The organism is Paenisporosarcina sp., assembly GCF_049671445.1.
In the GTDB taxonomy this organism is placed as follows: domain Bacteria; phylum Bacillota; class Bacilli; order Bacillales_A; family Planococcaceae; genus Paenisporosarcina.
On sequence record NZ_JBATUX010000087.1, the window covers coordinates 1 to 21,729 of the forward strand.

The 21,729-nt window shown below is 39.4% G+C and carries 20 protein-coding genes and 1 tRNA gene; 2 read left to right on the forward strand and 19 right to left on the reverse strand.

What is annotated here, in order from left to right; translation table 11 throughout:
- The first annotated feature begins 520 nt into the window (after positions 1 to 520).
- A complete protein-coding gene (locus tag WBG45_RS11065; protein ID WP_424414550.1) occupies positions 521 to 1,138 on the forward strand; it encodes a YesL family protein in 618 nt (205 codons plus the stop codon).
- An 82-nt stretch (positions 1,139 to 1,220) separates the two neighbouring features.
- On the opposite strand, the gene glmS is transcribed toward WBG45_RS11065, so the two are convergent.
- The 18 genes from glmS to WBG45_RS11155 form a co-directional block, all read right to left on the reverse strand.
- Positions 1,221 to 3,023 carry a glutamine--fructose-6-phosphate transaminase (isomerizing) gene (gene glmS / locus WBG45_RS11070; RefSeq protein WP_424414551.1) on the reverse strand — a complete coding sequence of 601 codons (1,803 nt, stop codon included), beginning with the start codon at positions 3,021 to 3,023 and terminating at the stop codon, positions 1,221 to 1,223.
- A 614-nt stretch (positions 3,024 to 3,637) separates the two neighbouring features.
- A complete protein-coding gene (locus WBG45_RS11075; RefSeq protein ID WP_424414553.1) occupies positions 3,638 to 4,168 on the reverse strand; it encodes a chromate transporter in 531 nt (176 codons plus the stop codon).
- Entirely contained in the window at positions 4,165 to 4,761 is a 597-nt protein-coding gene (locus WBG45_RS11080; RefSeq protein ID WP_424414554.1) for a chromate transporter, read from the reverse strand. The genes WBG45_RS11075 and WBG45_RS11080 overlap by 4 nt, the downstream gene beginning before the upstream one ends.
- The gene (locus WBG45_RS11085; protein ID WP_424414556.1) at positions 4,755 to 6,359 is read right to left on the reverse strand and encodes a gamma-glutamyltransferase family protein; all 1,605 of its coding nucleotides are present in this window, start codon (positions 6,357 to 6,359) and stop codon (positions 4,755 to 4,757) included. Before WBG45_RS11085 ends, WBG45_RS11080 begins: the two co-directional genes overlap by 7 nt.
- A gap of 32 nt (positions 6,360 to 6,391) precedes the next feature.
- On the reverse strand, positions 6,392 to 7,393 hold the full coding sequence (locus tag WBG45_RS11090; RefSeq protein ID WP_424414557.1) for an ABC transporter ATP-binding protein: 1,002 nt from the start codon (positions 7,391 to 7,393) through the stop codon (positions 6,392 to 6,394).
- A complete protein-coding gene (locus tag WBG45_RS11095) occupies positions 7,368 to 8,375 on the reverse strand; it encodes an ABC transporter ATP-binding protein (protein WP_424414558.1) in 1,008 nt (335 codons plus the stop codon). The genes WBG45_RS11090 and WBG45_RS11095 overlap by 26 nt, the downstream gene beginning before the upstream one ends.
- A gap of 8 nt (positions 8,376 to 8,383) precedes the next feature.
- Positions 8,384 to 9,940: a glutathione ABC transporter substrate-binding protein gene (locus tag WBG45_RS11100; protein WP_424414559.1), complete on the reverse strand. Its 1,557-nt coding sequence runs from the start codon at positions 9,938 to 9,940 to the stop codon at positions 8,384 to 8,386.
- A gap of 71 nt (positions 9,941 to 10,011) precedes the next feature.
- The gene (locus WBG45_RS11105; protein WP_424414560.1) at positions 10,012 to 10,905 is read right to left on the reverse strand and encodes an ABC transporter permease; all 894 of its coding nucleotides are present in this window, start codon (positions 10,903 to 10,905) and stop codon (positions 10,012 to 10,014) included.
- Between the two features lie 16 nt (positions 10,906 to 10,921).
- Positions 10,922 to 11,863 carry a nickel ABC transporter permease gene (gene nikB / locus WBG45_RS11110; RefSeq protein ID WP_424414562.1) on the reverse strand — a complete coding sequence of 314 codons (942 nt, stop codon included), beginning with the start codon at positions 11,861 to 11,863 and terminating at the stop codon, positions 10,922 to 10,924.
- A 328-nt stretch (positions 11,864 to 12,191) separates the two neighbouring features.
- Entirely contained in the window at positions 12,192 to 12,641 is a 450-nt protein-coding gene (locus WBG45_RS11115) for an Lrp/AsnC family transcriptional regulator (protein ID WP_424414582.1), read from the reverse strand.
- Positions 12,642 to 12,818: 177 nt separating this feature from the next.
- On the reverse strand, positions 12,819 to 14,171 hold the full coding sequence (gene glmM, locus WBG45_RS11120; RefSeq protein ID WP_424414564.1) for a phosphoglucosamine mutase: 1,353 nt from the start codon (positions 14,169 to 14,171) through the stop codon (positions 12,819 to 12,821).
- A gap of 197 nt (positions 14,172 to 14,368) precedes the next feature.
- On the reverse strand, positions 14,369 to 15,343 hold the full coding sequence (locus WBG45_RS11125; RefSeq protein WP_424414566.1) for a CdaR family protein: 975 nt from the start codon (positions 15,341 to 15,343) through the stop codon (positions 14,369 to 14,371).
- Positions 15,336 to 16,172 (reverse strand): diadenylate cyclase CdaA, encoded by an 837-nt coding sequence (gene cdaA / locus WBG45_RS11130; RefSeq protein WP_424414568.1) that lies wholly within the window; start codon positions 16,170 to 16,172, stop codon positions 15,336 to 15,338. The genes WBG45_RS11125 and cdaA overlap by 8 nt, the downstream gene beginning before the upstream one ends.
- 130 nt (positions 16,173 to 16,302) lie before the next feature.
- The gene (locus tag WBG45_RS11135) at positions 16,303 to 16,929 is read right to left on the reverse strand and encodes an anti-sigma factor family protein (RefSeq protein WP_424414570.1); all 627 of its coding nucleotides are present in this window, start codon (positions 16,927 to 16,929) and stop codon (positions 16,303 to 16,305) included.
- Positions 16,930 to 16,941: 12 nt separating this feature from the next.
- On the reverse strand, positions 16,942 to 17,505 hold the full coding sequence (gene sigW / locus WBG45_RS11140; RefSeq protein ID WP_424414572.1) for an RNA polymerase sigma factor SigW: 564 nt from the start codon (positions 17,503 to 17,505) through the stop codon (positions 16,942 to 16,944).
- 234 nt (positions 17,506 to 17,739) lie between these two features.
- The gene (gene rocF, locus WBG45_RS11145; RefSeq protein ID WP_424414574.1) at positions 17,740 to 18,645 is read right to left on the reverse strand and encodes an arginase; all 906 of its coding nucleotides are present in this window, start codon (positions 18,643 to 18,645) and stop codon (positions 17,740 to 17,742) included.
- A gap of 70 nt (positions 18,646 to 18,715) precedes the next feature.
- The gene (locus WBG45_RS11150) at positions 18,716 to 19,297 is read right to left on the reverse strand and encodes a GNAT family N-acetyltransferase (RefSeq protein WP_424414576.1); all 582 of its coding nucleotides are present in this window, start codon (positions 19,295 to 19,297) and stop codon (positions 18,716 to 18,718) included.
- Between the two features lie 36 nt (positions 19,298 to 19,333).
- Positions 19,334 to 20,404 (reverse strand): citrate/2-methylcitrate synthase, encoded by a 1,071-nt coding sequence (locus tag WBG45_RS11155; protein WP_424414578.1) that lies wholly within the window; start codon positions 20,402 to 20,404, stop codon positions 19,334 to 19,336.
- A gap of 103 nt (positions 20,405 to 20,507) precedes the next feature.
- On the opposite strand from WBG45_RS11155, the gene WBG45_RS11160 reads away from it, so the two are divergent.
- A complete protein-coding gene (locus WBG45_RS11160; protein ID WP_424414580.1) occupies positions 20,508 to 21,389 on the forward strand; it encodes a LysR family transcriptional regulator in 882 nt (293 codons plus the stop codon).
- Positions 21,390 to 21,654: 265 nt separating this feature from the next.
- Here WBG45_RS11160 and WBG45_RS11165 read toward each other — a convergent pair.
- Positions 21,655 to 21,727, reverse strand: a tRNA-Ala gene (locus WBG45_RS11165).
- Positions 21,728 to 21,729: the final 2 nt, after the last annotated feature.

Here is a 21,729-nt window from a genome sequence, read left to right on the forward strand (position 1 = left end):
TTGTTACCATCTTTTTTGTCGCTAGATACTGGAGTCATATCTTCTTGACAGCCTACTAAAAGTACAGCACATAGGAAAAGCATGAATAAAGACCAATATTTTTTCAACATTATTATCCCCCTTATGATTTCATACAATATTTAACAAGTCATCTTACTAGCCACCAACTGGTGCGTGACTCCCCCTTTCAAGTTCGACTGTCTTTCTTTTTCTTTTTGAAACCCTAAGATGAAAGCGTTGTCATTTGAACTTACTTTTACTACTTCCCAACCCCTTGAAAAATACATAGAAACTAATTGACTTATTTGACGGAAAGTACCACTATAGACTGAAATTACTAAATTATCCGCCAACTTGTTTAAAGCTTATATGATTTCATAACAAGAGACAAGTCTCTTAAATGTCCTAAATTGACTCATCTATGATTTTTTTGTAGCATGTTACATCCATTCCAGTTAATTGCAGGATTGTTTTAAAAACCTATTTATCTTATAGTTAGAAATCAAGAGGTGAAATTACTATGAACTGGGACAACTTTGAACGCGTTGCAAATCGAATGATACAGTTGGCATATATCAACGTTTTGTGGATTTTCTTCACACTTGTTGGTCTTGGAATTTTTGGCCTTTCCCCATCCACAACTGCCATGTTTGGAGTTGTTCGAAAGCTGATAAGAAAAGAAGTAGGAATAAAAATCTTCCCAACATTTTGGTCATTATTTCGCCAGGACTTCATAAAAGCAAATGGATTTGGACTAATACTGGCAGCCATCGCCTACTTTCTTTATTTTGACTTTACATTTATTCAATTAAATAATGGACGGTTCGATTTCCTCTTACCTGTTATCGGCTTTGTTCTAATATCGTGCATAGCTACTGCGTTATTTCTCTTTCCCGTGTATGCACATTTCAATTTAAAATTTCTACACTATATCAAACAAGCATTTCTAATTGCTATTACCTCTCCATTAGAAGTTCTTGCTATTGCATTATTGGCAGGGGTCACCTATTTTCTGCTTAGTCTTTTTCCGGGAGCAATCCCTTTGTTCTCAGGGAGTGTGTTTGCTTATTTTGCAACAATCATCAGTATCAGAGCATTTAGACGTATCGAAGACAAGAAAAAGATAAGTCGTACATAGGAATAAAGAAATACTCTATATTTTGCAGGCAACAAAAAAACCGATACAGGAAAGAATCCTGTATCGGTTTTTCTATATAATCTTATTCAACTGTAACTGATTTCGCTAAGTTACGTGGTTTATCCACGTCACAATCACGGTGTAATGCAGCATAGTAGCTAATTAATTGTAATGGGATTACTGAAACAAGTGGTGTTAGTAATGGATGCACTTTTGGTAAAACAAGTGTGTCACCGTCTTCTTCCATGCCTTCCATCGCAATAATACATGGATTTGCGCCACGTGCCACTACTTCTTTAACGTTTCCACGGATGTTTAAGCTTACTGCTTTTTGTGTCGCTAATGCGAAGATTGGCGTACCATCTTCAATTAAAGCAATCGTTCCGTGTTTCAATTCGCCACCTGCAAAACCTTCTGCTTGGATGTACGAAATTTCTTTTAATTTTAATGCGCCTTCCATGCTGACACAGAAATCTAAATTACGGCCAATGAAGAATGCATTGCGTGTTGTTGAAAGGAAGTCACGAGCGATTTGCTCCATTTCTTCTTTTGAATCAACCATCGCTTGAACGGCATTCGCCACGATCCCAAGTTCTTGTACGATATCGAAATCTACTGTACGTCCTGCTGCTTCACCTGCAACCGCAGCTGTAAGTGCAAGAACCGCGATTTGTGCTGTATACGCTTTTGTAGAAGCTACAGCAATTTCAGGTCCTGCATGTAGTAACAATGTATAGTCCGCTTCACGAGAAAGTGTAGAACCTTTGACATTGGTTACTGTTAATGTAGGGTGACCTAATTCTTTAATTTTCACTAATACTTGACGGCTATCTGCTGTTTCTCCAGATTGAGTAATAAACATGAATAATGGTTTTTCTGAAAGTAAAGGCATGTTGTAGCCAAATTCACTTGAAATGTGAACCTCAGTAGGAATACCAGCGACTTTCTCGAAATATTCTTTACCCACTAATCCTGCATGGTAACTCGTACCTGCTGCAATAATATGAAGGCGATCTGCATTATTCAATGCTGTTAAAATGCCTTCTTCAATTTCAAGCTTCCCTTGTTCATTCTGATAAGCTTGGATAATTTTACGCATAACAGCTGGTTGCTCATCAATTTCTTTTAACATGTAATGAGGGTACATCCCTTTTTCGATATCGCTCATATCAAGTTCTGCCGTATATGAATCACGTTTCACGACAGAGCCATCTAATTTTTGAATTTCAACAGACTCTTTTTTCACAATAACCATTTCTTGATCGTGAAGTTCGACGTATTCGTTTGTAACTTGAATCATCGCCATCGCGTCAGATGCCACTACGTTAAAGTCTTCTCCAAGACCTACTAATAACGGGCTTTTGTTTTTAGCTACATAAATCGTTTGTGCTTCTTCTGAATCTAATAACGCGATTGCATATGAACCGTGCAATAAAGATAAAGTATGACGGAAAGCCTCACCAGTTGTTACACCTTCGTTTGAGAATTTCTCAATCAATTGCACAATAACTTCTGTGTCCGTATCAGATTTCATTTCCACGCCTGGTAAATATTCTTTTTGTAGCAAATGATAGTTTTCAATAACGCCGTTATGAACAAGCGTAAAACGACCTGATTCACTTTGATGTGGATGCGCATTTAATTGGTTTGGAACTCCGTGTGTTGCCCAACGAGTATGTCCAATCCCTGTTTTTGAATGCACATCATCTTCTACTGCTAGACGTAAGTCAGCAATACGACCTTTTTCTTTGAAAATAGTTATTCCGTCTTCATTTCGTACAGCAATACCTGCTGAATCATAACCACGGTATTCTAATTTCTCTAACCCTTTTAATAAAATTTCTTTTGAATCTAACTCTCCGATGTATCCTACAATTCCGCACATAATTTAAATCCTCCATTTAGTAAAATCAAAATAAGCGTTCTGCATTGCGCACAGACGCTGTCGTGTGCCCTCTTCTTCCTTTAATCGCAAAATCACTTTCGCGGGTTAAGAATCAGAATTACGACCGGGCATCGCGGCCGGGAGGTATCCGCCGAATCTTCGATACTCCTCCTCCTCGTCTGCTGAAGATCCGTTTCGTCCAATTTCTTCAGCTCTGGCGCTATCATTGTTTTCCTATTTTTACGTGCAATTTTTCGCTCCTTTAGCACGGTGACGTTGTCAGTTGTCAATGACTTACAGTTTACGCCAACATTCCTATCATACTGAATTCACGCACAAACGTCAATAAAGTACTTTACCCCATTATATTCAGTGAAAACATAATAGTTTAGGAAATCTAATCTTTGCCCCTTTAGTATGATGATGATTCGGTTCATTTCACCTATGAGATTGATTTTATTCGACTTCGTCGTAGGTTTTATCGGCTACATTCATCTTTTAATCGGTTTCACACTAGTTTTATTACACCCCACCCATAAAAAGGAAATTTATTCATTGTTCAAATCCTAATATCCCTATTTAATCAAAACAAAGAGCCGCATCTCTGCGACTCTTCACAAACCTGTTATAGCTCCAAAGACTAATGCCAAGGCAATGACAAACGCTGGATGTAACTTCACTTTTTCCAATAACACAAAACTCACAACCATGACGATTACTGTATAAACAATACCTATGCCATCAACTGATTCTTGTGCAAATTGAATTGTCATAAACGCGAGTAAAATCGCAATAACCGGTCTAATCACTTTAGTTAAATTTTTCACTTCAGGCTCATCTTTGTATTTCATCAAGATGGCCATCATGAAGACCATTAGGATTAAAGAAGGAGCAACTGTCGCAATCATCGCGACAATGGATCCTACAATCCCGCCTTCCGTATACCCAATATACCCCGCCATCTTCGTAGCTATTGGACCTGGTAATGAATTTCCAATCGCGACTACTTCACTAAATTCTTGCGTCGTCATCCATTCATATTTCCCTACCACTTCATGTTCAACTAGTGGAATAGAAGCTGGTCCTCCACCATAACCCAGAATGCCTGGAATAAAGAAAGCTAAAAACAGATGCCAATAAATCATGCTTTCTTCCTCCTTTTTAAGAGAGGAGAAAAGACCGCTAAGATACAGCCTAAAATAACAAAGGCTGGATGGATATGCAATGCTTCTATAAGAATAGCAGACAGAACTAACAACATAATGGCCCGCATCCAGCCGAGCGTTTCTCCGGATTTTTTAATAAAGTCCCATGTCAAAACAGCTAGCATTACTGCTACCACTGGCACTACAGTCGCCGACATATTTTGTACCCACGGAATGTCTTTATACGTTTGCAGTAATCCAAGAAAAACAATCATTAACACAACAGTTGGAATGACAGATGCCAATAGTGCATTTAGCAATCCCCATACACCAGCTATTCGATAGCCTACATATCCTGCCATTTTAGTAGCAATTGGCCCTGGCAATGTATTCGCTAGAGCAAGTGTGTCGCCGAATTCATCGTCAGTCATCCATTCATATTTTTTCACAACTTCTTGATGAACCAACGGAATGGAGGAAGGTCCCCCGCCAAATCCAAGCATGCCAATTCGAAAAAATGCTAGAAAGATATTACTGTGAAGAACACGTCCTGGACGTGCGGAAGAGTTCTTCAGTACCGTACGATCTACCAAGCGGCGATGGTTCCGTCAGTTCGGGATTCTGTACCGCCTTGCAGCACACCCGTTTTGGGATTTCGCCAAATGATTTGTCCACGTCCAAAACTACCGCCGTCCGATGTCACATGAATGTCATGTCCTTTTCTAACCAAGTTTTGCACCAAATAATTTGGAAACTCTGGTTCGACATGCACAGTCTTCCCTTTAATCCATTGCCATCGAGGCATATCCAATGTCGCTTGCGGATTTAATAAGAAATCCAATGTATTGGTAACAACTTGGAAGTGACCCTGGGGTTGCATATATCCACCCATGACACCAAATGGTCCAACTGCTTGACCATCTTTCGTAAGGAAACCTGGAATAATGGTATGATACGTTCTTTTCCCTGGCTTCAAGACGTTTGGATGCTCTTCATCAAGTGAGAAATCATGTCCACGATTTTGTAATCCAATGCCCGTTCCTGGCACTACAATACCTGAGCCAAAGCCCATATAATTACTTTGGATATATGACACCATATTTCCTTCATCATCTGCTACCGCTAAATAAACTGTTCCACCCTTTGGTAGTTCATAAGGTTGTGGGTTGCTTGCAGTATCATCGATAACACCCGCACGTTTTTCCGCGTATTCTTCTGATAGTAAATGTTCGACGCTTACTGGCATCGCTACAGGTTCAGTAATAAACGCTTGGCCGTCTGTGAACGCCAGTTTCATCGCTTCGATCTGTTGATGGAATGTGTCTGCATCTTGCCATGCTGGTTTATCTAAGTGTTTAAAGACGTTTAACGCCATAAGTGCGACCATGCCTTGTCCATTCGGTGGAATTTCCCAAACGTCGTATCCACGATAATTCGCTGAAACTGGGTCAACCCATTGTGGTTTGTATGTAGCTAAATCCTCTTTTGTTAAGTAGCCGTCGTATTTCTTAAAATAGGCATCAATCTTATCAGCTATTTCGCCTTCATAGAAATCTCTCGCATTTGTTTCACCGATTGCACGCAACGTTTTTGCATGACCAGGAGATGACCAAACTTCTCCTACTTCAGGAGCTCGACCGTTTGGCGCAAACGTTTCAAACCAAGAAGCAAATTCTTCTGTCGTAAAGGTTTCCTTGAATTTCTTATATGCTGCTTTCCAGTACTTACCGAGAATCGGTGTTAGTGGGTAGCCTTCTTCCGCATAACGAATAGCTGGCTCGAGTACGTCTTTTAACGGTAGTTTCCCGAATTTTTGTGAAAGCTCTGCCCAAGCAGCTGGTACACCAGGTACAGTGACAGGAATCACACCGAAAACAGGCATTTTTTCATGTCCTTTTTGACGGATAGCTTCTGCAGAAATCGATTGTGGCGCAGGACCAGAAGCATTTAGACCATGAAGCTTATCCTTTGTCCATACTAGAGCGAAAGCATCGCCGCCAATTCCGTTTGAAGTGGGTTCAACAACTGTTAATGCTGCAGCTGTTGCGATCGCTGCGTCAATCGCATTGCCACCTTTTTGCAAAATTTCAAGTCCTGCTTGTGCTGCCAGTGGTTGTGATGTTGCGACCATACCTTTCTTCGCGAATACAGTGTGACGCTTCGCCGCAAATGGGTGGTGTAAGTAATCCATGATGATCCCCCTCAAATTTCTTCGTTTCGTTTCTAAATTTTTGTGCCTGCAAAATGACAGGCAGCAAAATGACCTGATTCATATTCTTGCCAAGCAGGTTTATCAACTTTACAGACATCTTGTGCAATTGGACAACGTGTATGGAAAGGACATCCACTTGGCGGGTTTGCCGGATTAGGTAGATCACCTTGTAATCGAATACGTTTTGTATTGACGTGAACAGATGGGCGCGGAATAGCTGATAACAACGCTTGGGTATAAGGATGAAGTGGATCTGCAAATAACCCCTTTACCGTTCCTAGCTCCACTGTGTTGCCAAGGTACATGACGAGCACGCGATCACAGAAGTAGCGGACTACACCTAAATCATGGGAAATAAATAAATATGACAATTGATACTTTTCTTGTAAGGTTTTTAATAATTTTAACACTTGTGCTTGCACAGATACATCTAAAGCTGATACCGCTTCGTCACAAATTACAAAAGAAGGATTTAAGGCAATTGCACGTGCAATGCCAATACGCTGTCTTTGACCACCACTGAACTCATGAGGATAGCGATCAAAATGTTCTTCTTTCAAACCAACTTCATGAAGCAAATCGATAACACTTGCTCTTTTTTCTTTCGTAGACATATTGGTATGCATCGTAAATACTTCTTCCAATGCATGTCCAATACGTTGGCGAGGATTTAATGAAGCATAAGGGTCTTGAAAAATCATTTGCATTTCTTTCACAAATTTCAATTTCTCTTTGCGTTTTAAATCTTGAATTTCTTTATCACGAAAACGAATTTTTCCTTCCGTTAACTCTTCAAGACCTAAGATAGCACGACCTAGTGTAGACTTCCCACAACCAGATTCACCAACTACCCCTAAACTTTCGCCTTCATACAATTGAAGTGACACATCTTCGACAGCCTTCACATTTCCTTGGACACGTTTTAAGATGCCACCTTTAATAGGGAAATACTTTTTCACACCTGTTAATTCGAGGAGTATTTTTTGATCAGATTTGGGCGACAAGATGACCATGCTTAACCTCCTCCACTTCTTCGTGCAACCAACAACTCACAACATGCCCTTCACCTTTATTAAATTCTGGAGGTGCAACTTCACGACATTTATCCATCGCGAATTTACAACGTGGGTGGAAACGACATCCTTGAATATGATCTTGTAAACTTGGGAGAGAACCTGGTATTGGTTCTAATTCAAAATCCGGGTCGTCAATATTTGGTACTGAATTTAATAAGCCAATTGTATAAGGATGTTTCGGGTTATCAAATATTTCTGCTACGGGTCCCTCTTCTACTTTTTTCCCCGCATACATAACCATTACACGGTCAGCAACTTCGGCAACAACACCCATATCATGCGTCACCATCATGACACCCATATTCAGCTTTTCTTTCAAGTCATTAATTAAATCCAAAATTTGTGCTTGTATCGTTACATCTAAAGCAGTCGTCGGTTCATCTGCAATGAGCAATCCTGGGTGACAAGCAAGCGCCATCGCAATCATGACACGCTGTCTCATTCCTCCACTAAGTTCATGTGGATATTGATTCATTCTTTTTTCAGGATATGGAATTCCAACTTGATTCAACAATTCGATTCCTTGTTTAGTTGCTTCATTTTTTCCGATTCGATGATGAAGAATTAGCGGTTCACGTAACTGATAACCTACAGTTAATACCGGATTTAATGCCGTCATCGGCTCTTGGAAAATCATCGAAATTTTTGTTCCGCGCATTTTTCTCATCTGTTCATATGGTAGGTTATGAATTTGCTTCCCTTCATACTTCACTTCTCCGTTTGCAATTCTCCCGTTGCTTGGAAGCAAGCCAATTACAGATAAAGATGTGATGCTTTTTCCACAGCCCGATTCACCTACGATGCATAATGTCTCCCCTTTCGCTATGGAAAAGGAGACATCCCGCACAGCTTGGACGTTGCCGTCTGCTGTGCGGAATTCAGTTACTAAATTGTTCACTTCTAATAATGTCTCCTGCATAGTACACCCTACTCTCCAGTAACGTTTTTCAAACTCCATTTACCGTTCGGATCTAGTTCAAGACCAGAATATGCTTTGTCCATCGCCGCCGTTACAAGTCCGTGATACATAACAACGACCGCATTATCTTCAATCATTAATTTGTTCGCTTTTCCTAAAATTTCTTTACGCTCATCTTGATCAATTGTTGTGCGAGATTGTACAACCAACTCATCGAATTCTGCATTGCTGTATTGTGCACGGTTTGACGTTCCAACATTATCACTATGGAAGTTTGGATATAACAATTCTGAACCATCACCCGTTACGTTTGACCAACTCAGGAATGTGATATCATACTCTCCACCTCGGGCTGTGTCTAAGAATGTAGCCCACTCCATTGACTCGATTTCCACTTTGAAGCCCGCTTCTGTTAATTGTGCTTGTACAATTTCAGCCATCAATACAAAGTTGTCACGGTTAGCAGTCAATATTTTAATTGGCTTGTCGCCGTATCCATTTTTCTTAACTAATGCTTTTGCTGCTTCTACATCATAGGCAGTTCCCGCTTCGTCAGCTGCTTCATCGTAACCAAATACTTGTGGTCCAATGACACTATCACTGCGAACACCTAGTCCATTTAATTTCGAAACAAATGCATCGCGATCAATGGCTGCTGCCACCGCTTCACGGAACTCAGGGTCTTGATTCATTTCTCTTGAATGGTTAAAAGTTAAGTAATAAACTGGTGTTCCTTCTTTTTTCTCGATATTAATATTGTCCATTGATTCAAGACGTTTTACTTGTTCTGTTGGTAAGTTATCAATAAATTGGATTTCTCCTGCTTGAAGCATAGAGATAGCGGTTGAAATTTCAGGTACAACTTTTAATACCACTTTCTTAAGATCAGGTGCACCATCCCAATATTCTTCATTTGCTTCTAACTCCACTTGATCACCAGATGTCCAGCTCACAAATTTGAATGGACCTGTTCCTACTGGTTCTTTCATTAAATCTTGTGCTTGGTCAGCTGTTGGGCTGACAATTGCTGCATTTGAATGTGATAATGAAGCTAAAAAGGCTCCATATGGATATTTTGTTTTAATTTCTACTGTATTTTCATCAATAACCGTAATTGTATCAACTGGCTCTAATAAAGATGCACGTGGTGCAGCTGTTGCTGGATCACGTAATTTATCAAATGTGTATTTCACTGCTTCTGCATTAAAAGGCGTTCCATCATGGAATTTAATGCCTTCTTTCAGTTTAATTACCCATGTGTTTTCATCCTTAATTTCATATGATTCTGCTAATTTAGGCTCAAATTCCATCGTATCGATATTACGTTCAAATAATTTTTCGTAAACATGTTCTGTAATATTAGCTGATACTGAATCATTTGTTAAAATTGGTGACATCCCTACCACATCCGATGTAGATGCGTACGTAAATGTTTCATTACTTGCCGAGTCGCCGCTCCCAGACCCGTCAGTTTCTTTTGGGGCTGATGCTGATTCCCCTCCACCACAAGCTGATAAAACGAGTAACACCAGTAACATTAGTGATAACCAAAACGTTTTCTTCATTAAATTTCCCCCTACTCCATTTTTATTGGTGTCTAACTACAAAAGTCAGCGTCGAGCTTGAATGGTGCTTTTCATTGAATATCCATATTTGGATCAAGTGCATCCCGTAATCCATCTCCTACAACATTAAAAGCGAAAACCGTTAACATGATGGCGATACCTGGCACAATCGTTAAATGAGGTGAAGTCCACATATAATCTTGCCCTTGTGCGATCATGGCACCCCATTCTGGCGTCGGCGGTTGAGCACCTAATCCTAAGTAGCTCAAAGAGGCGGTTGATAATATAGCTGTTGCCATTCGCATGGTCGCAAAAACAATAATTGGTGCAAATGCATTGGGTAGTATATGGCGAATCATAATTCGAAAATCCGAAGCTCCTAAAGACTTCATTGCCATGATATATTCCTTTTGTTTAATGGCAAGTACGGAACCCCTTACTATTCGAGCACATGTCGGAATCGACCAAATACTGATTGCGATGGCCACATTGACTAAGCTCGTCCCCAAAATCGCAATGATTAACATGGCCAACAATATACCTGGGAACGAAAACAGCAAATCAACAATTCGCATGATGATTCCGTCCAGTTTTTTGTAGTACCCTCCAAGTAGACCTAACGTCACCCCTCCAATCAAGCCAAGAGAAACGGCTGTAATACCCACTAATAATGAAATTCGTGCTCCATAAACAATTCGCGTCCAGACATCTCGTCCATAATTGTCAGTGCCAAGCCAGTGCCCTTCTGAAAACATGGGAAGCTCGCTACTAATTAAATTTTGTTTAATTGGATCTTGTGTTGTAATAATCGGAGCAAAAATAGCCATTCCGATTTGTAACAGAATAATAATCATGCCCACAACCGCTAGTTTATTTTTCAGCAACCGCTTTAGTGTAGTGACATATACTTTTTCTTTCTTTTTAACAACCGCACGTGCATCTGTTGTCAGTATCGCGTTTGTCATATAGTAGCTCCTTTCATCAGTCGTAGCTGATACGTGGATCAATAAAGGTATAAACGATATCTACTATTAAATTCACGACTACAAATAGGGTGGCTACTAACAATACTGACCCTTGAACCATCGGGAAATCTCTCATCGCAATGGCATCAATCATTAATCTGCCTACTCCATTTATAGCGAAAACCTTTTCTGTAATTATTGTTCCACCAAGTAAGAAACCAAAGTTAAGACCAATAACGGTGATAACAGGAATCATGGCATTCTTTAATGTGTGAATCCATATGACATTCCGTTCCTTGACACCTTTTGCCCTTGCCGTTCTGACGTAGTCCGCTTTGATGACTTCAAGCATGGATGACCTTGCCATACGAGCAATCATTGCTGCTGAACCGGTGCCAAGTGTAATGGCCGGTAGAATCAATTGCTTAATTCCCTCAACCGTATAAAATGGTTCGGATAAGCCACCGACTGGTAGCCACCCTAGATTCACCGCAAACACTAGGATTAACAGTGCTCCTAACCAAAAGTTTGGAATGGAAATCCCAGCAAGAGCAAAAGTTGTAGATGTTACGTCTAACCAAGAATTATGTTTTAAGGCGGATATTAGTCCTGCAAAAATACCAATAACAACGGCAACAATCATACTGGCTATCGCGAGTTTAAATGTATTTGGAAACCGAATAGCTATCGCTTCCGAAACAGCTTGTTTTGTTTGATAGGAATATCCGAAATCTCCTTGTGCTGCATTTTTAAGATATCGACCGTACTGAACGAGGAATGGATCATTCAGACCAAGATTATCGCGAATCGCTTCTAAATCTGTTTCCGTTGCAGTGGCTCCACCTACCATAGTGGCTGGATCTCCAGGAGCTATGTACATGGAAGAAAATACAAGAAATGAAATACCTAGTAATAAAAATACAAGTTGTATTCCCCTTCGAACGATCAAAGCTATCATTTACTCCCCACCTTCTTACATTTGTTAATCAATTTAAATCTTTTAATTAACAAATGGTTGCTATTTGTTATTTGTGATTATAAAGCATAGAAATATAAAAATCTACAAGAATATTCAAAAAAATTAAATTTATTCGTTTTTTTGATTCTTTTAGTTTTTATATCATGACTATTTACTTACACATCGTAATGTAATCTCTGTAAAAATGAACAAAACGGCATAAATTGCATACTGTATTCATGTAAGCGTTTCCAACCATTTCGTAGATGGAAATTTATACATAAAAAGACCCTTACATTTCTTTAGAAATGTAAGGGTCTTTATGTAATTATAATTTCAAGCCGCTTCTACTCTTAAAGCGTCTTAATAATATGTGACTCTCAACTCGCGTTATACCACCTAAAGCATACAATTCTTCATTAATGAATTTCTCTAAATTGGAGAAATCATCAACAAGCACATGCATATGTAAGGTAGAGGGTCCCGTCATTTGATAACAACTCGCAACACTAGGGTTATCTGCAAGTTTCTCTGCTACCTCCACTAATGAAGAAGGTTCACAGTCTACTTCAAAAAATCCTGAAACACTTTTCCCAACTTTTTCAGAATTAATGACTACCGTAAAACGCTCGATCACACCCGCTTCTTGCAACTGATGCACTCGCTCTCGAACTGCTACTCTCGAAAGATTAAGTTCTTTACCTATATCAACATAGGATAAGCGTCCATTGACAGTTAATAATTCTAAAATACGTTTATCTGTATCATCTAAACGCATGCGACACCCACTTTCTACCATTATATAGGTATTATACGAAAAGTATTTTCAAATAGAAAGTAAAATAAACATTAATCTTACAACTTGTTTTTAATTAACCAGGATTTCATACAAAAAGACATCTTTTTCAGTAAAAAAAAAGAACCAGCCTCTAAAAAGAAGCTAGTTCCATTATAATTATTCAGCTAAACCCATTTCACTACGTACAACTTCAGCAATGCGCTCTACATAACGTTCGCAATCTTCTTTTGTTGACGCTTCAACCATTACACGTACTAATGGTTCTGTACCCGATGGACGTACAAGAATACGGCCATTTCCAGCCATTTCTTTTTCTACTTCTTCAATGACTGTTGCTACATGAGCATTGTCCGTCACACCATGCTTGTCCGTCACACGAACATTTACAAGTTTCTGTGGGAAAATCGTCATTTCAGCTGCAAGCTCGGATAACTTTTTACCCGTAACTTTCATGATGTTTACAAGTTGAAGACCTGATAATAATCCATCGCCCGTTGTATTGTAATCTAAGAACACGATGTGTCCAGATTGTTCTCCACCTAAGTTATAGCCGTTCTTTTTCATTTCCTCGACCACATATCGATCACCAACTGCTGTTTTAACGCTGGTCATACCTTGTGATTCAAGGGCTTTATAGAATCCCATATTGCTCATTACCGTGGATACAACCGTATCTTTATTCAAACGACCTTCTTTGTGCAAGTGCTTTGCACAAATATACATAATCTGATCGCCATCTACTATCTGGCCTTTTTCATCAACTGCAATCAAGCGATCTCCATCACCATCAAAGGCAAGACCAACGTGAGCTCCTTTATCGACTACAAATTTAGCTAATACTTCAGGATGAGTAGATCCTACACCTTCATTAATGTTCAAACCGTTTGGTGACGCACCCATTGTTGAAAGGTCCGCATCCAAATCAGCAAATACGTGAGTTGCTAAAGAAGAAGTAGCACCATGTGCACAGTCGAGTGCCACATGAATACCAACGAAATCTTCGTCTAATGTTTGTTTTAAGTAACTAATGTATTTTTGTCCACCTTCAAAATAATCAGTAACAGATCCCAAATTGCCTCCAACTGGTCTTGGCAGTTCATCTGTTTCTGCATCAATGTATGCTTCTATTTCAGCTTCTTGTTCATCTGACAGTTTGAAACCGTCCGAACCGAAGAATTTGATTCCGTTATCCGCAACTGGATTGTGAGAAGCTGAAATCATAACGCCCGCTTCTGCACTCATCACACGTGTTAAGTAAGACACACCAGGTGTACTAATAACACCTAAACGCATAACTTCCGCACCTACAGATAAAAGACCTGCTACAAGTGCACCTTCAAGCATATGTCCTGAAATTCGTGTGTCCCGACCGATTAACACTTTCGGACGATTCGTTGCACCTTTTGTTAATACATACCCACCGATACGACCTAGTTTAAATGCTAGTTCCGGTGTTAGTTCACTATTAGCGACGCCTCTTACTCCGTCAGTTCCAAAATATTTACCCATTTATATTCTCTCTCCTTCAAATCCAAACTTAAGCTCATACCATATTCACAGTGACGGAAGGTATTCATACCGTCCATGTCACACTTACAGGTCTTTCTACAGTGATAGCAAGTAAATTTCTCACCGTTCTTTGTTACACTTTTATTTATAAACCTTTTACATTCAATGTAAAGGAACAGATTTTCACCTTAAACAGCTTAAGCGGAGTCATCTGCATTAAGTTTTTCATCAGGTGCTGGTGTAACATCTGCTTCTACTTCAATTTGAGTCTCAGAAATTCGAGACACTCCCTTAGGTAGTGGAATTTTCACTGTAAGCTTTTTAGACTCTTCTACTTTGCTGACATCCACATCTACGACCATAACGCTTAAAGCATCTATTGCTGCACGATTTCCATAGACACGTACATTTCCAAACGATGGCTTTAACTCATTAATTGTGACGCCTTCTTTGGGCTTCCCAGTTTGTCGAAGAGTGATAGGTACTTCTTTGCTATATTCTTCTATTTCAATTGTCACATTTACTACTTCAGGTTCTATCGCGACATTTAATTTAGATAAATCCTTATCCAGTACTTTTACGCTTGCTTCTTTAGTAAATGTTTTATCGATTCCTTGGTCTCCTGAAACGGTAGCTTTAACAAAGCTAATGCTATCAATAATACTTTTCGCACCAGTTATTTGTATCCGTTGTGGATCTGATTTCATAGTGGTCACCACAAAGTTTTCAGCTAGTAATCGATCATTAAATTCAGGGTCTACAAGTAATTCTCGAGTGATTTTCTCTTCAATATTGACTTCAATATATGCAGGATCCAAAGTCACTTGCAATTGGTCTGACACATTTTCAACCTGTAGCATGACATCGTGTTCTCCCATATTCATCGAGCGTAAATCAACAAAGACAGTAAAATCTTGCAACTGTTTGGCAGTTTGCACGTCGGATGTAGGGCCTTCTATCGTCATATCAACGGTCTCAGGAACTCCAGTGACGACTAAGTTGTCATCGTCATAATATACTTCTACCGGTACATCACGAATAATATCTGTCGTATTTCCGTTGGTCGCTGCGTTTAAGTTTTCTTCATCTGACTTAATCGTTAAGAACAAAAGCATGGCGAGTAGGAGCGCAGTGATTCTCAAAAACCACGGGCTATCCATCATTTTATCCATTCTTTTTCCTCCCCCACGTCCATTTAGAAGTGCTTACAAGTTCAGGTTCTGGTCCGAACCACACTTTACGTAAGCGTTTTTCAAATTCTTCAATGGATAGATTTCGGTGAAGGTCTCCGTTTGATGTCAAACTCACTGCACCGGTTTCTTCAGAAACGATAATCGTAATCGCATCGGTTACTTCGCTTATACCAAGCGCTGCACGATGACGAGTTCCAAGTTCTTTTGAAATAAACGGACTTTCAGATAATGGCAAGTAACAAGCAGCCGCGGCTATTTTGTTTTTTTGCATAATGACCGCGCCATCATGAAGTGGCGTGTTAGGTATGAAAATATTAATCAATAATTCTGAAGTAATTTCAGAGTGCATCTTAATACCGGTTTCAATATAATCATTTAAACCTGTTTCGCGTTCAATTGAAATCAATGCACCAATACGGCGTTTCGCCATATAACTTACAGATTTAGATATAGCTTCTATTAAACGATTTTGCTCTTCTGCTTCTTGAAGGCTCGTGCGGGCAAATAGCTTGCCTCGGCCAATTTGTTCTAGGGCGCGTCTTAGCTCGGGCTGGAAAATGATAATAACGGCTAGGAAACCCCAGTCTATGATTTTTTGCATCATCCAACCAAGTGTATCCAATCCAAACGTTTGCGTTAATACCCGAACAATTATTATGACAAAAATCCCTTTTAATAACTGGACCGCTTTCGTTCCCTTTATCAAAGTGAAAATTTTATAAATGACAAACCACACGAGTAGCACATCAAGTATATTAACGAGCGCGTTTACCGGCGTCAAATCTGTGAATTGGTCAATAAACGGCATGTGGCATCCCCCACTTTTCTTCACATATTCATATGAAATCAGTATAACATAAGGTACAGTACTGTGCTTTACCCATAAAACAAAAGCGCGAATCACTCAAAAAAAATAAGCCCTCCCTTGACGGAGAGGCTTATTTTTCTGCTTTATCAAAAAGCGACATAATATCTTTCGTGCCTGATTTTATTTTGTACCAGAGCCAGTCAAACACTTGATTAATCTCTTCTATATCACCTGTTACATTTGCTGTTGATGCCATATATTGCGTTCCATTGATAATCGTTACATCGCCATTGACTTCTCCGTCAATTTGAAGATCGCCATTTTTAACGACAAGGTCTCCATTCACCGTTTCGCCTGCTGGAACGATTACTCTTTCTCCTTCAACCACGATATTCGGTTGCTTTGTAAAGGAGAACTGTTGATCATCATTAAAGCTGCTAAATAAAGATGCACTCATTAATATCATGAACAAGGCAGCTGCCGTCAACAATGGGTGGCTATGGAACCAACGTTTCATCCCTACTTTTGAAGTTTCTTTTGGCATACGTGCTATCACGCCTTCTACAAATCCACTCGGTGCTGTCATATGTGAAGTGCTCTGAACGAACACAGCGACTTTACTTAACTCATGCATATGTTGCTGACAAGCTGTACAACTCGTCAAATGCGTCTGAAGCTCCAGCTCATGTTCACGGCTAATGTCACCATCTAAATGTTCATGCATATAGTGAACGATATGATCTGGGCAGTTATTCATTGTAAATCCCTCCTACATGTTACTCAATTGCTTTCTTAGAGCTTCCCGCCCTCTATGAATACGTGTTTTTACGGTACCCAGTGGCATTTCTAAAATTTCACTAATTTCTTGGAGTGGTAAGTCCTCCATATATTTAAGTATTATGACTGCCCGGTATTTATCCGGCAGTCGACTAATTTCATATTGAACACGGTCCTGCATTTCCATTTTCAACACTTCTTGTTCCGGCAATTCTTCTTTTGAAGCAATTTGCGAATACATATTTAACCCTTCAGTGCCCGCAACCTCTGCATCTAAGTAATAATCCGGTTTCTTCTTTCTTATACGATCGATACACAAATTGGTTCCAATTCGGTACAACCATGTTGAAAATTTTCGATTTGTATCAAACGTATGTATATTAATAAAGGCACGAACAAAAGCTTCCTGTGCAATATCTTCCGCTTCGTGTTGGTTACCAAGCATACGATAACATATTCGATACAATTTATCTTGAAACAACTCGACAATCTCCGCGAATGCGTTTTGATCGCCTTTTAACACTTCTTTTATTCTTTTATTAATCAACGCATCCATCGTAAATTCCCCTCCGCTCATGCGGCTGTCTTACTTATACGGATTAAAGGTTAGACAGGTTTCATCATTTTTTAAATTAGTTCTATTATATCAGAAATTATTTCAAAATACTTACATTTTTTTAGAAAGTTTACCCATTTCCAAACGGGTTATAAGGATGAATTTCAACCATTAGAAAGAAAAAACTGTTCGACCTTTAGCAATTAATGCTAGGTCGAACAGTTTTGATTAATCTTATAATAATTTTTCGCCGAATAATGAACCCATAAGGGCAACGGCCACATCAGCAGTTTTATTTTTTTCATCCAAGATTGGGTTTACTTCCACAAATTCAGCAGACGTAACCATATCCGATGTAAACAACATTTCCATTGCTAAATGACTTTCTCGGTAGCTAATACCACCCGGTACAGGTGTACCAACACCTGGCGTATAAATTGGATCAATTCCATCTAAATCAAGAGACAAATGAAGCCCATCGACATTGCGGTCTTTTAGGTACGACATCGCACTGTTCATAACTTCCGTCATCCCAAGCTTATCAATGTCATGCATCGTAAATACTTTAATTCCTTTTTCTTTAATTAATTCACGTTCACCCGGATCGATTGAACGTGCACCAATAATGACGACATTTTCAGGTTTGATTTTTGGTGCAAACCCTCGAATGTTCACTAATTTCTCGTGACCTAACCCAATGCTCACCGCAAGTGGCATTCCGTGAATATTACCAGAAGGAGACGTCTCTCCCGTATTTAAATCTGCATGTGCATCGTACCAAATCACACCTAAGTTTTCATAACGATCGCCTAAACCAGCTAAAGTTCCAATCGCAATACTATGGTCGCCACCTAAAATTAGTGGGAATTGACCGTTTTCCATAACATCATGAATTTTATTAGCTAAAGCAGTACTTGCATCTGTTACTTCTTTTAAGTTTTTAAGGTTTGTATCAGGTGATGCCGTTTTTTCAGCAGCTGCAATTTGAATATTGCCCTCATCTGTTACCGTGTGTCCAATTTCTTGTAAACGCTCAACTACCCCCGCGTAACGAATCGCGCTTGGTCCCATATCTACTCCGCGACGATTTTGACCCAAATCCATTGGTACACCAATTAAAGATATATTTAAATTATTCATCATTTTATACCTCCCCATTTCATTAAGTCTATTGTAAAACGCTAAGGGGTGTTGGCTCAACCTTACATTATTATGAATAAATATTCATCTTATCTTCCAGTTTATTTTTAACAACTTCCCATTCGCTATCGATTATTGAGTACATGACTGCATTCCGAGGTTTTCCAGTCGACCGTATACGTTCATTTCGTACTACACCTTCTTTTGTTGCGCCAATCCGTTCAATTGCCATTTGCGATCTCACGTTTTCTTCGTCTGTTTTAAATTGGACACGTATCATTCCGAGTGTTTCGAAGGCATAAGTAAGGAGTAACCACTTCGCAATCGTATTAACATGTGTTCGTTGATACGCTTTTCCATAATAAGTTCCACCAATTTCACACGATTTATTCGCATGGTCAATGTTATAGATACGTGTGGAACCAAAAAATTCATCCGTTTCTAAATCAGCCACCACAAAAACCATGGCCACATTCGAAGTTTTCATTTGTAAGTAACTAGCTTCCATCCATTTCTCAAATTCTTCACTCGTTTGAATTTGATTGAGCATATGCGTAAATATGTCGGGTGTAGTTAATTTCCACAAACGTGTGATATCAGATTCTTTCATAGGACGTAAAGTTACATTTTCATGCATCAGAATTACACTCATATCAATCAACTCCTTAAATGAACAATTTACTTCATTTCATACAAACTTTTTGCCAACATAAACAGATTGCGGTCTAAAAATGGTATTATCCTCAGCCTGTTCTATCGCATGAGCGGTCCACCCAACAATTCTAGCCAAACTAAAGGTCGGCGTGAACAAGGCTGGATCAAGATTTATAGCGCGCATAATTGCCGCCGCATAAAATTCTACATTTGTGTATAACTTGCGACCAGGCTTACGTTCGTTTAACAATTGAATGATTTCTTTTTCTGCATACGTCGCTAAATCCAGCCATGCATCTTCACCTTGCAGCGCTAAACATTTTTCGCGAAGCAAGATAGAACGCGGATCTTCCGTTTTATAAATACGGTGCCCGAATCCCATAATACGCTCCCCTTTTGCCAGTCTTTCCTCTAAAACCGAACGTACATGTTCAGGTGACTTCATGTCATCCAATAAATTAAGAACTCCCGAAGGCGCCCCACCGTGCAATGGACCTTTCATCGTACCAAGTGCGGACACAATCGCAGATGGAATATCCGATTCAGTAGAGATGGTCACTCGTGCTGCAAACGTCGATGCATTTAACCCATGTTCCATCGTTACTAATAAATACGTCTCAAGCGCTTCAACTTGTGCAGGTGTTGGGGATATCCCTGTTAGTAAGTATAAAAAGTTTGCAACGTGCCCAAGATCATCTCGAGATTCAATGGGTTGAAGTCCACGTTGTTTTCTATAAAACGTTGCTACGATAACCGGTAATGCTGCTGTAAGTAAGATTGCTTGTTCATCATTCGATTTTTCCAGAAAAGATTTTGTCCCGAAAACAGAGATAGCTGCTTTCATGGCATCCATAACTTGAAGTTCATTTGGTAACGTTTGAAGCAAGTTATGCACATGCTGTGGAAGAATTCGCCCATTTATAAACAATTGAGAGATCGGTTTCTTACTTCCTGTCCATAAGAATGTGGACAACTCTTCAAATGACGTATTCGGAATGACCTTATCCACAAGTTCTCCACGGTAACGCAATTCTCCTTTTTCTCCATCCACAGATGCTATCTTGGTATGAACGGCCACCACATCTTTTAAGCCTTTTTGAAACATACTATCGCCTCCTATAATTGCAGTATACGGTTGTAAATTGATTATAAAAATTAAATAGTTATAATTAAATCAATTATTATCTTTAATCACTTGGAGGGTATATATGCAACTTCAATGGCTTAAAACATTTAGCGTAGCAGCAAAAACATTAAACTTTCGTAAGACATCAGAACAATTATTAATGTCACAGCCTAGCGTGACTGTCCATATTAAATTGTTGGAAGAATTTTTAAGTGTTTCATTATTTGATCGCAATAAAAACAGTGTGACGTTAACTGATGCCGGTAAATTGTTTATAGAAAAAGCCGACAACATTCTTCTTCAATTTGAAGATAGTGTTCAAACCATTCATTCCTTTAAGCAAGGATTCAGAAGAAACTGGACCATTGCCATATCACCATTGCTTGCAGAAACCATATTGCCTTATATATTAAGAATTTTTATGAAACAACATCCAGACCTTGAAATCACCATACGTGTAGAGGAATCAAACTTAATCGAGTCACTAGTCGATTCTGGTGACGTCCATCTGGGAATTTCCGCATTAGATGCGCATTCAAAATATCTTCAATCGATTCCGATTTTTGAAGAACCACTTTTATTTATCGTGCCAGTCGACAGTTATGATGATGAAACTGGCCCACCTATCGATGTATTGGAATGCTTACAAACTCATACATTGCTCACCCACCATCATCCAGTATTCTGGGAGGATGTACTGGTTCTACTCAGAAAACACCTTCCTGGATTACGCACCATGAAAGTGTCACAAGCCCATATCACCAAGCGCTTTATTCAAGATGGGCTAGGTATATCCTTTTTGCCACATTCTATTGTTAGAAGAGAGTTACTCGAAGGTAGATTAATGAAAGTCCCTTTTGATTTATTTGAATTACCAAAAGTGACTACCTTTGTGTTAGTAAAGAAACAAGACGAACTGGAAAAGGAGTTCATACAACTGCTGTCTTCCCATTATTTTGGGTAAAACAAAAAGACCCATCTGCTGTAGTGAAGGACCTCTGAAGTGACAGATGACTTTTACTATGAGTGGTTTTCTGTCGACTACCGGCGGTTTTCTGTCGGCTACCGGCGGTTCTCTGTCGACTACCGGCGGTTCTTTGTCGGCTATGAGCGAAATCATAAAAAATTACTAAGAAGTAGTCTCAACGAACGTTGGTACAGGCTTACCCTTCAAAAAACCAAAAAGACACATGGAATGTGGCACATTCCATGTGTCTTTTTATATATTATGGAGCCTAGCGGGATCGAACCGCTGACCTCCTGCGTGCAAGGCAGGCGCTCTCCCAGCTGAGCTAAGGCCCCAA